Source organism: Roseomonas chloroacetimidivorans, from assembly GCF_049629625.1.
GTDB classification, from domain to species: domain Bacteria; phylum Pseudomonadota; class Alphaproteobacteria; order Acetobacterales; family Acetobacteraceae; genus Roseomonas; species Roseomonas chloroacetimidivorans.
In genome coordinates, this window is the sequence record NZ_JBNBZS010000129.1 from 1 (window position 1) to 10,714 (window position 10,714).

General features: G+C 68.5%; 6 protein-coding genes and 3 pseudogenes. 5 read left to right on the forward strand and 4 right to left on the reverse strand.

Features of this window, described 5'->3' with window-relative positions; translation table 11 throughout:
- Positions 1-675 (reverse strand): IS6 family transposase (locus ACO1BU_RS33985; protein ID WP_424140347.1); only part of this gene is annotated, 675 nt, incomplete at its 3' end.
- A 975-nt stretch (positions 676-1,650) separates the two neighbouring features.
- On the opposite strand from ACO1BU_RS33985, the pseudogene ACO1BU_RS33990 reads away from it, so the two are divergent.
- Both ACO1BU_RS33990 and ACO1BU_RS33995 read left to right on the forward strand, forming a co-directional pair.
- A pseudogene (locus tag ACO1BU_RS33990) lies at positions 1,651-2,553 on the forward strand (type I secretion system permease/ATPase).
- Positions 2,550-3,908: an HlyD family type I secretion periplasmic adaptor subunit gene (locus ACO1BU_RS33995; RefSeq protein ID WP_424140348.1), complete on the forward strand. Its 1,359-nt coding sequence runs from the start codon at positions 2,550-2,552 to the stop codon at positions 3,906-3,908. Before ACO1BU_RS33990 ends, ACO1BU_RS33995 begins: the two are co-directional and overlap by 4 nt.
- A gap of 131 nt (positions 3,909-4,039) precedes the next feature.
- On the opposite strand, the gene ACO1BU_RS34000 is transcribed toward ACO1BU_RS33995, so the two are convergent.
- Both ACO1BU_RS34000 and ACO1BU_RS34005 read right to left on the reverse strand, forming a co-directional pair.
- Entirely contained in the window at positions 4,040-4,513 is a 474-nt protein-coding gene (locus tag ACO1BU_RS34000) for a transposase (protein WP_424140349.1), read from the reverse strand.
- A 235-nt stretch (positions 4,514-4,748) separates the two neighbouring features.
- A pseudogene (locus ACO1BU_RS34005) lies at positions 4,749-4,943 on the reverse strand (transposase); the annotation flags it as partial.
- Between the two features lie 253 nt (positions 4,944-5,196).
- Between ACO1BU_RS34005 and ACO1BU_RS34010 the strand changes: the two are divergent.
- The 3 genes and pseudogenes from ACO1BU_RS34010 to ACO1BU_RS34020 form a co-directional block, all read left to right on the forward strand.
- Complete coding sequence (locus ACO1BU_RS34010; RefSeq protein ID WP_424140350.1) at positions 5,197-5,622, forward strand: putative toxin-antitoxin system toxin component, PIN family; 426 nt, start codon at positions 5,197-5,199, stop codon at positions 5,620-5,622.
- A complete protein-coding gene (locus ACO1BU_RS34015; RefSeq protein WP_424140351.1) occupies positions 5,619-5,879 on the forward strand; it encodes a toxin-antitoxin system HicB family antitoxin in 261 nt (86 codons plus the stop codon). The genes ACO1BU_RS34010 and ACO1BU_RS34015 overlap by 4 nt, the downstream gene beginning before the upstream one ends.
- A gap of 72 nt (positions 5,880-5,951) precedes the next feature.
- Positions 5,952-6,026: pseudogene (locus ACO1BU_RS34020) on the forward strand (IS6 family transposase); the annotation flags it as partial.
- Positions 6,027-6,059: 33 nt separating this feature from the next.
- Here the strand turns inward: ACO1BU_RS34020 and ACO1BU_RS34025 are convergent.
- Positions 6,060-10,226 carry a DEAD/DEAH box helicase gene (locus ACO1BU_RS34025; protein ID WP_424140352.1) on the reverse strand — a complete coding sequence of 1,389 codons (4,167 nt, stop codon included), beginning with the start codon at positions 10,224-10,226 and terminating at the stop codon, positions 6,060-6,062.
- Between the last annotated feature and the right edge of the window lie 488 nt (positions 10,227-10,714).

Genomic DNA, 10,714 nt, shown 5'->3' on the forward strand with positions numbered 1-10,714 from the left:
CGATCCGCGGACTTCATCAGGGCCAGCAGCCATGGGCGCTGCGCAAACAGGCCGAACACATGGATGCACCCGACCGGTAGGAATCACGGCTGAAAACCTCTTGCGCCACAGGCGCCGTCCACACATGAACCGCTGCATCTGCCGCTCTCGACGACGGGTGGGTCGATGCGAGTTCTCCGCCCGGTTGTTCAGGAAACGGCTGCTCCGATGCCGGACCTCTGGCAGGAGTTCGCGCCTTGCCACGCCGTAGCTCTTCAGCCCATCGGTGACCAGCCGGCGCGGCCTGTACTTGAGCCCCGTGAGTAGGCGCTTGAAGAACCGCTTGGCTGCACTCCCGTTCCGCCGATCCTGAACAAGGATATCCAGCACCACGCCGTGCTGGTCCACTGCTCGCCAGAGGTAATGCAGCACTCCGTTTATGCGCAAAAACACCTCATCGAGGTGCCAGGTGTCGCCCGGCTTCGGTCGGCGGCGCCGCAGCTTGGCCGCGAACCCCGCACCGAACTTGCGGCACCAGTTCCGGATGCTCTCGTGCGTGACGGTGATGCCCCGCCCCGCCAGGATCAGCTCCACGTCTCTCAGGCTCAAGCTGAACACATGATAGAGCCACACAGCGTGGCTGATGATCTCTGCCGGGAAGCGGTATCCAGCGTAGGTGGCGGAGGCTGACGTCATCCCGTCAGACTGCCCCGGCTCGGTCGTTCCGACCACCGCCTATCAACTTGCCAATGCCCCCTCGAGGATGGCAGGGCATCGTTCCCTCGCTATCCTACCTCAGGCTTATCGCCATGCCGACCGGTGCAACACACCCCCCCCCCGGCACTGCCCTCGTCGCGAGGCGCCCTGGCCGATGCCCTGGCGGCATGCCGTACGCAATTCGCGGTCGTTGGCGTCTTCAGCCTGGTCCTGAACCTGCTGCAGCTGACGATCTCCCTCTATATGATGCAGGTGTTCGACCGGGTCCTCGCGACCCGCAGCACGGACACATTGCTCTGGCTGACGGTGGTGGCGATCTTCGCCATTGCCGTCCTTTCCCTGCTCGAGGGCGTGCGGTCCCAGATTATGCAGCGGCTCGCGACCTGGGTAGAGGCCCGGGTGGCGCCGGAGGGCTTCGCGCGGGCGCTGGAAGCGACGCTGCGGAACCGCCCCTATCGGATGGAGGCACTGCGGGACCTCTCGGTCTGCCGCAACTGGCTCTCCGGGGCCGGGGCGCTCACGCTTTATGACGTGCCCTGGGTGCCCGTTTATCTTGCCGTCATCTTCCTGCTGCACCCGATCCTCGGCTGCATCGCCCTCGCCGGCGCCGTCATCCTCTTCGCCCTGGCCCTGACCAGCGAACTGGCCACCTCCGGTCCGCTGCGCCAGGCCGGAACGGCCGGTATCGCGGCCCAGAAGCGCGCTGATGCCATTGCGCGCAATGCCGAGGCCGCGGACGCCATGGGCATGCTGCCCGCGCTGCTGCGGGTCTGGCAGGGCACGACGGCCAAGGCTCTGCCCCTTCAGGACCTTGCCGCCACCCGCTCGGCGATGCTGATGGGGCTGACGAAGTTCGTTCGCCTGGCTGTGCAGATTGCCGTGCTGGGCGTCGGCGCATATCTGACCCTGAACCAGGAACTCACCTCGGGTGCCTCCATCGCCGGATCCATCATCATGGGCCGAGCTTTGGCGCCGGTGGAGCAGCTGATCGGCGGCTGGAAGGCGCTCGTGAATGTCCGTCAGGCTCTGAAGCGCCTGCACGCCTTCCTCGCCCTGCCCCGCATACGGCCGGATGGCGAGCCCCTGCCCGCCCCCAAGGGCCGCCTGACCGCAGAGCGCCTGACCTGGGCCGTCCCCGGCCAGCAGAACGCCGTCATCAAGGGCGTATCCTTCACGCTGGAGCCGGGTGAGGTCCTCGGCATCATCGGCCCGTCAGGCTCGGGCAAGACCACGCTTCTCCGCCTCCTGGCTGGTACCCTGCCGCCGATCGCCGGCAGCGCCCGGCTGGATGGGGCAGACCTCTCGACCTGACCGCGCGAGGATCTGGGTCGCTATGTCGGCTACCTGCCCCAGGATGTGGAGCTGTTTGAGGGCACGGTCTTCCGCAACATCGCCCGGCTGCAGGAGGAGGTGGACCCGGACGCGGTCTACCGCGCCGCCACGCTCGCCGGTTGCCATGAAGCGATCCTGCGGTTGCCGCAGGGCTTCGAAACCGAGATCGCCGACGGTGCCCCGTCGCTTTCGGGCGGGCAGCGGCAGATGGTCGGTCTGGCCCGCGCTTTCTTCGGCAACCCGCGCCTGGTCATTCTCGACGAGCCCGACAGCAGCCTGGACGGCGATGCCGAGGCGCGGCTCCGCGAGGGGCTTGCGACCCTGAAGGCGACCGGCACCACCATCGTTCTCGTCAGCCACCGCCCCTCTCTGATCCAGGGTGTCGACAAGGTCCTGGTCATGCGTGACGGCGCGGCGGAGCTCTTCGGCCCGCGGGCCGAGGTGCTGAATCGCCTGCGCACGCCACGCGCCATACCGCCCGGGCAGCAGCGGCCCGGCCCCAGCCTTCCCGGAGTGGCCGCATGAGCCTGTCCCTCCCCTCCCCGAGCCTTCCCGCCCGTCGGACCCCGGAATCCGGGCTGCCGGCCATCACCATGCCCCGGCCGCGCACTGGTGGGCCGATGGCGCTGGGCCTTGCCGCCCTGCTCACCTTCGTGATCGGACTGGCCGCCTTCACGGTCTTCGTGCCTCTGAGCGAGGCCGCGATCGCGCCCGGCATTATCAAGGCCGAAGGCAGCCGCCGCACCATCGCCCATCTGGAAGGTGGCATTGTTCGCGAGATCCTGGTGCGCGACGGCGATGTGGTGAAGGCCGGCCAGCCGCTGATGCGGCTGGACGACGTACAGGCCGCCTCAAACCAGGAAGCGCTGCGCGCCCAGCGCTGGGCACTGCTCGCGCAGGACAGCCGCATCGCCGCCGAGATCGCGGGCGCCTCTGAGATCGCCTTCGCCCCGGCCCTGCTCCAGTCCGATGACCCCCGTGCGCGTGAGGCCATGAACGGCCAGCGCGTGCTCTTCGCGACCCGCCAGGCCAATCTGCGGAGCCAGCTCCAGGTGCTGGAGTCCCGGATCCTTCAGTACCAATCCGCCGTGAGCTCGGCCGAGGCGCAGATCAACGGCCAGGTCCGGCAGCTCGAGCTGCTCCAGCGCGAGGAGGCGGATGTCCGTAATCTCGTCCGCCAGGGGCTGGAGCGCATGCCGCGCCTGCTCGCCCTCCAGCGCCAGATCGCCTCGGCGGAGGGCAGCATTGGGGACCTGCGCTCTCAGGTGAACCGGGCCAAGGCTCAGATCGGGGAGGCCCAGGCGCAGATCCGCCAGGTGCTCGACCAGCGCATGCAGGAGGCCTCCACCGAAGCCCGTGACGTCCGCGCCCGGCTGAATGACACGGAGGAGAAGCTGCGCGCGGCCAACGACGTCTCGGCCCGCCGCGACATCCTGGCCCCCGAGGACGGGACGGTCCTGAACACCCGCTTCTTCAACCCCGGTGCCGTGGTCCGCCCTGGCGAACCGGTGATGGAGCTGGTGCCGGCGCGCGACCGCCTGATCGCCGAGGTGCGCGTCGCCCCCAATGATATCGACGTGGTCCATCCCGGCCTTCTGGCAGAGGTCCGCCTGCCTGCCTTCAAACAGCGTCTGGTCCCCTTCCTGAACGGAGAGGTGACTGTGGTCGCCGGTGACGTGACCACGGAGGAGCGCACAGGCCGCGAGTATTACCGCGTGCAGGTGCGGATCGACGAGGGCCAGCTGAGCCGACTGGAAAATGTCGAGCTGCGCCCAGGCATGCCGGTTGAGGCCCAGATCCAGATTGGTGAGCGGTCCTTCCTCCGCTACCTGATCCAACCGATCCTCGACAGCTTCCACCGCGCCTTCCGCGAGCAATAGACGACCAGGTGTCAACGCCGGAGGAACTTTGGAGCGCTGGGCGGAGTAAAATGGGGGCAGCGGTTGGGCTGACCGCGACTGCGTTGCACAGCTCCAGCGTGTAGGCGCGGTACGCCGATTGACGCCCTCGATCACGCAAGGCGGACATATTCCGGGCGTCCGAGGTCGAGCATGCGGTTGAGTGCGCGGACGGCGATGGCCACCTCGGTCGCACGGCGCCGGTCCGTGCGCAGTCCGCAGCCGATGACCCTCTTGAAGCGCGCAATGTCCGCCTCGACCAGGGCACGCCAGTGGTAGCCAGACGCCTTCTGCCAAGCCATGCGCCCGTGCTTGACGGTGGTCCGGAGGTGCTGGTCGCGCTGGGTTTGCGCCGTTTCGGCTGTGGTGCTCGGCACGGCACTGGACCGGGGCGGCACGATCACTGCAGCATTGGGGTGTCGTGCAGCGACTTCAGCGTGGGCGCCATCCTGATCATAGGCGCCATCGGCGGTGAACGGGGCGATCGGGTCCGCGACCTGCGCGAGCAAGGGCCCGATCTGGGTGGCGTCATCGACCTCCTGCGCTGTCAACTCGGCCGCGACGATCCGCCCGGTGTAGCGCGACAATCTGGACCTGCTCGCCCGCGACAATCAGGGCGCCGCGAGCGAACATTACGGCGCTGCTCATAGTTGCATCCGCCTCCGATCGTCCTTGCTGACCGAACCCCCGTAAAGCCTGGCCTTTCAGGCCACCGCCTGCGGCGGCTTCGGGCTTGACGAGGATCCGGTCAGCGCGGGGATGCAATTGGTGGATGTGTCGCTGATTGTCGCTGAACCACGGGTCCAGATTGTCGCGCGACAGCCCGGTATCGGCATCCACACCGATGTGCAACTTGCGCCACGACCGGCGTGTCCTAGTCCCGTGCTTCTCCATCAGCCACTCACCCGGGCCACATAGTCGTAGCCCCGTGCTGTCCACCAGCAGGTGAACGGGGCGGCTGCTGGGGAGTGCTCTTGGCACTTCCAATGTCTCGGCCCGGCGGCTGAGGTGCTGTGGGCCGGCGGGGCATGAACTCCGCGGCGGCTCCGTGAGGCGCCACACTGCCTTCCAGAGCAGATGAAGGACCAAGCAGGAGTTCGTCTCGCCGGGAACCGTCCTTTGCGTGATTCCTCCGAACCTGACGCGCCCGAGGTCGGGCCCTGACGGACCGCTTTCCAGCTGCCTTTCGATCCACCTGGCTGCCATCCGCCCCGTCGATGGCAGCTCTACAGGCTTGTAGTTTAAATGCGGTATCATATATGATATCATTGTGCTGAGGCTGGTCCTGGATACCGATGTCATGCTCGCGGCGTTCGACAGCGCCAGAGGAGCGTCACGCCAACTCCTACTGGCCGTGCTCGATGGGCGGGCGCGTCTGCTCCTCTCGACGCCCTTGATGCTGGAGTACGAGGACGTGCTCACCCGCCCTTCCACCCTGGCCCGCTCAGGGCTGGATGCGGCCGAGGTGGTCGCCGTCCTGGACGAACTGGCCAGCCTCTGTGCACCCGTGGCGTTCGACTATCGTTGGCGGCCAGCGGCCCGTGACCCCGATGATGATTTGGTTCTCGAGACGGCGATCAATGGAGCCGCCGATGTGGTGACCTCGTTCAACCTGAAGGACATGATAGCCGGTGCCGCTCGCTTCGGAATCCCAGTCGAGCGGCCAAGCACGGTGCTGAGGAGGATCGATCAATGAGCGGCTTCGCCCTGCGCTTACCGGATGACCTCAAGGAGCGCGCGAGCGCCCAGGCCGAGGCGGCCGGCGTCAGCCTGAACCAGTATATCGCGACCGCCCTCGCCGCGCGCGTCGGTGCTCAGGCCGAGGCGGAGCGCTACTTCGCCGCCCGTGGCGGGCGTGCCACACCCGGGCGGGGGAAGGCGATCCTGGCGAAGGCAGGCCGGGACAACGTACCACGACCGGATGACCTGCCGGATGCCGCACCGCCGACGTGACCGCCGGGGGCATAGTCAAGTCGGCTGGCCGCCAGCTTGCCCGCGCGGCCTGCCTCCGGGTAGTCGGGTGGGATGACCGCACCCGCCTGCCCCAGCTTCGCTGGGTACCGCTTCCCGGCCGAGATCATCAGCCAAGCGGTGTGGCTCTCGGGTGGGAAGTTCCATCAGAGCCGAGCCCCGTCAGGCTCGGATAAGGTTGAGCAGCTCATCCTCGCTCAGGCGTCCGGTGACTTCCGCTCCCTCCAGGAGTTCGGAGGCCAGGCCGCGTTTATCGCGGTGCAGGCATAGGATCCGCTCCTCGATACTGTCCCCCATGATCAGCCGGTAGATCGTCACCGGCCGCTCCTGTCCAATCCGATGTGCACGGTCCGAGGCCTGATCCTCTACGGCCGGATTCCACCAGGGATCAAGGTGGACCACATAGTCCGCCGCAGTCAGATTCAGCCCGGTGCCGCCCGCGCGCAGGCTGATCAGGAACAGCTCCGCCTTGCCGGCCTGGAACGCTGCGACCCTGCGCTCCCGCTCGGCGGACGACGTGCTGCCGTCCAGGTACTCGTAGCTGATGCCGCGCGCGTCCAGCACCTCCCGCACCAACCCGAGATGGCCGACGAACTGGCTGAACACCAGCGCCTTGTGCCGGTTGCGGACCAGATCCTCGACAAGGTCGAGAAAGGCGTCCAGCTTGCCGCTCGGCACGCCCGCTGCGGAATCGATCAGGGCGGGGTTGCAGCAGGCCCGCCGCAGGCGGGTAATCTCGGCGAGGATGTGGATCTTCCGTTTGCCCTTGGGGGTGTCCAGCGCGGCGATGTTCTCCAGGGCACGCTGGCGCAACGCCTCGTAGAAGGCACGCTCCGTGTCCCCCATCTCGATCCGAAGGATCTGCTCCGTGCGCGGCGGCAGTTCGCTCAGCACGGCGGCCTTGGTCCGGCGCAGCAAGAACGGCCGGATGAGCGCCCGGAGCGCCTGGCGCGCGGCGGCGTCGCGGTCGCGCTCGATCGGGCCGGCGAAGCGCTTCTGGAAAGCCTCGCGCGAGCCGAGCAGGCCGGGGTTGACGAAGTGGAACAGGCTCCAGAGCTCGTCGAGGTAGTTCTCCACCGGCGTGCCGGTCAGCGCCAGGCGGAACCCGGCCTGCAGCTGGAGGCTGGCCTGCGCCCGCTTGGTCTCCGCATTCTTGATGGCCTGCGCCTCGTCCAGCACCGCCATTTGCCAGGGCCGGCCGCCGAGCAACCCGGCCTCTTGGTGCAGCAAGCCGTAGCTGCACACCAGCACGTCGCGCGGCCCCAGTCCGGCGACGAGCGTGGCGCGGTCGCCCGCGGTGGCGAGGCGGTGCGTGGTCAGCGTCGGCGCGAAGCGCGCGATCTCCGCCTCCCAGTTCGGGCAGACCGAGGTCGGCGCCACCACGAGGCAGGGTCCCTCCTCCGCGCGACCCAGCATGACGGCGATGGCTTGCACCGTCTTGCCCAGGCCCATGTCGTCGGCCAGACAGGCGCCGGCGCCCCAGCGTGCCAGGCGCGAGAGCCAGGCGAAGCCCTCGACCTGGTAGTCGCGCAGCTCCGCCTGCAAGGTCGCGGGCAGCTTCGGCGTCCAGCCCTCAGCCGCCCGGATGCGGGCAACGTGGCGCGTCCAGACCGCGTCCGCCTTGACCTCGCCTGCTTCCTCCAGCACCGCCTCCAGCGCGGGCGCGCCGAGCTTATGCACGCGGCGCCCGGCCCGATGTGGCTCCGACACCGCAGCGAGCCGCTGCAGCTGCGCCTGTAGCTGGCGGGTCAGCGCAACGAAGCGGCCATCATCCAGCGGCACGAACCGGCCCCGGGCGCGGTCGAGGCGCTCGAGCAGGAAGCGCATCTCCAGTACCTGGTCCTCGTCCAGGGCAACCGTTCCGTCCACGCTGAACCAGTCGCGGTCCTGGCCAACCTGGAGCTTCAGCTTGTCCGGCGTGAGCGGGGAGACCTGCAGCCGCTTTCCCTCGGGCCACTCGACCGAGACCGGGCCGGCATAGGCCTGCAATTCCAGGAGCAGCTCCAGGCAGCCCTCGGGATCCTCGATGACCACCTCGTGCGCGTCCGCGCCGCCGCGGTCGCGCAGGGTCGGGCAAGCCGCGACCAAGGCACTGCGCTCGGCCAGCTCGCGCGCCAGGTCCCGGTTGGCGCGCCGCTGCTGCCCGCCGAGGCTCGCCAGCACGGAGCGCCCGCCAAGGCCCGCCACATAGGCCGGCCCTTCGGCGCCGAAGGGCCGCACGACCAGGGTGAGCTTCAGCCCTTCCCCATACGGGACGAGCTGCACGACCGGCGTGGCGATCCCCTCAAGGACCTCCTGCGCCACCGCGTCGATCTCGGCGCGGATCGGCAGGGTCGGGTTGTCCCGCTGCACCAGCGCCACGAGCCGGTCACGCCCATCTTTCGGCACGACCAGACCACGCCGGCCCAGGATCTCCTGCACCGCCAGCATCTGCTGGGGAAACTCGACCACACGGAAGCGCGTCGGCGTCTCGGGCTCCAGGAACACGGTCGGCGCGTCCGCCGTGTGCGACAGCGCGACGTGGTAGCCGCCGCGGCGCTCGGTGACGACCAGCTCCAGCGGATAACGCACGAGTTCGATGTGCTGGGAGCGCCGGCGCGCGTCGAACACGGTGGGATGCCCGACCAGGGCCGGGATCGTGCGCGGCGCGTCGAAGTAGTAGCTGACGTCGCCGTACCAGCCGGCCGTCTCCTTGCGCAGGGTGCGCAACGCGACGCGGTCCTGCTCCGTCAGGTAGTCGAGGCGCGGGTCCCGCTCGTGGAGCCGCTTCAGCGCGACGGGGCGGCCGTCGGTCCAGCCCTCCTTGCCCCGCGCCGATTGCTCGGCGACCTCGACATCCTGCGTCTCGGGGTCGAGGAACCACACCAGGCGCTTGGGCTTGCCGGGTCCCTTCGACGCGTTCGCCTTCGCGGTCCCGGAGGCGAGGAACGCATCCAGGCTCTCCAGCGCGCGCTCCCAGGGCTGACGGGTCTGGACGAGCCCGGTGAAGGCCACGCGCACATCCTGACCGGCCCCGGCGAAATAGGCCTGATAGGGGCCGGGCGCGTCCGCTGCCTCGGCCAGGAGCTCGGCATGGATGCGCGCGATGAGCGGCAGCACGTCCTTGAGCTGCGCGAAACGGGCGGACAGGTCGGCGCGGTGCGCTCGGGTGAGGTCCGCGTCCACGGCGTGCTCCGCGAGCGCGATGCAGGCGGCGGAGAGGGGCTCGGCCGGCATCGCTGCTCGCAACTGCGCCAGCAGCTCCCGCGCCTTCGTTCCCAGCCCCTGGACCAGCCAGAGCAGCGCCTGCAACGCCAGGAAGCCGCCGGCATAGGGGGATGCAGGCGATATGATGGCGTCGAGTCCGGCCTGGATCTCGGCCTGCAGCGCGGCGTCGTTGGCGTGCAGCAGGGCCATCACGAAGAACAGTCCGTGCACGCCGTCCAGGAACACCTTGCGCTTGCCGACCTGCTTGCGACGCAGCTTCAGGGCGCCTCGGTAGTGCTGGACCGCCGCCTCGTTCCGGCCTTCGAGGAAGGCGAGCGCCCCCTCCAGTGCCATGCGCCTGACATCCGTGGCGTCCTCAATCCCGGCGATCCCCTGCCGGACGCTCTCCAGCCTGCCGGCGAGCAGGTCGTAGTGCAGCAGGACGGGCCTGACGGCGGCGAAGCCGTCCTTGTCCTGCTGCGCGCGGTAGTGGTCGATGAGCGCCAGCACGTCAGGGCCGGGCACGCCGGTCGCGAAAAAGCCGGAGAGCTTGGCGTCGAACAGGGCGAGCTGGAGCAGCGGATGCCGGCTGGCGAGCCAGTCGGCCGCGAGCGGGGTTCCGGAGAACAGCAGCGCCAGGAGGTCCGCCGTGCGATGTGGCGAGCACTCCTTATCGTGGAGGTCACGGTTCGCCGTGAAGGCGGCCGCGTCGTTCGCGTAGACCGCCAGCCGAATCAGGCGGCGCAGCGCATCCCCGTCGGATTGCTGGACAGCGGAGTAATAGGGGCTGCTGCGCCGCACGGGGAACGCATGGCGGACCGCCGCCATGAGCTGTTCGCCCTCTGTCGAGGCGGCAGCATCGACCGCGGCCGGATGCAGGAGCGCCGCAGCGCAGGCCAGGTCCTCGGTCAGCAGCCCCTGGCGGAGCAAATCATCGAGCACGGCATTGAGAGAGCGGGAGGACCAGGCCTTGCCATCGGGCGCGCGCAGCCCAGCCCGCGTCAGGCACTCCAAGAAGACGGTCTTGCCGGTTGGCAGGAACACCAGGCTTTTGAGGCGCAGGACCAGCTTGGGGCCGGCTGAAAGGCGTGTGTAGCAGTCCCAGAGATCAGACGGAGACGGGCGAGGACGGATGACTCTCATCCCGGTGATTAAAGCATTTGCCGCCTAGTTCGCAAACAAGGCAGCCGGCAGGCACGCATGGGAAGAAGCCCGTCGGGGGGCGTGGTGCAGGGAGAGATGGTCGCCGCTCTGCGTAATCCGGTGGATCGCGATCGCCCGGTTGGACGCTTATCTACACCGTCGACGCTACCGGAGGCCGGGATCCGGCTGCGGAAGTGTGCCGTTTGACCGAGGCTCCTCCAATTGGGCAGAAACCAATCCTGACATCCTGCCGTTCGTAACGAACTGTATTTGACGCCCCCCGCGCCCAGTCGGAGACGGTTCAGCGGGCGACATAGAGGCGAGCTGCGTGAACAGCGTTGCTGTCGAGTGGACCTCCGAGGGCACCGTCAAGTTGTTGGCGCTGGACTGATCGTGCTTGCAGGCCGGAGGCGATGCTGGCTCAGATCTTACGCTATGGCAGGTGCCCCACTGATTTCCGCCCAGATGGCGAAGGCACGCGTCCTCGC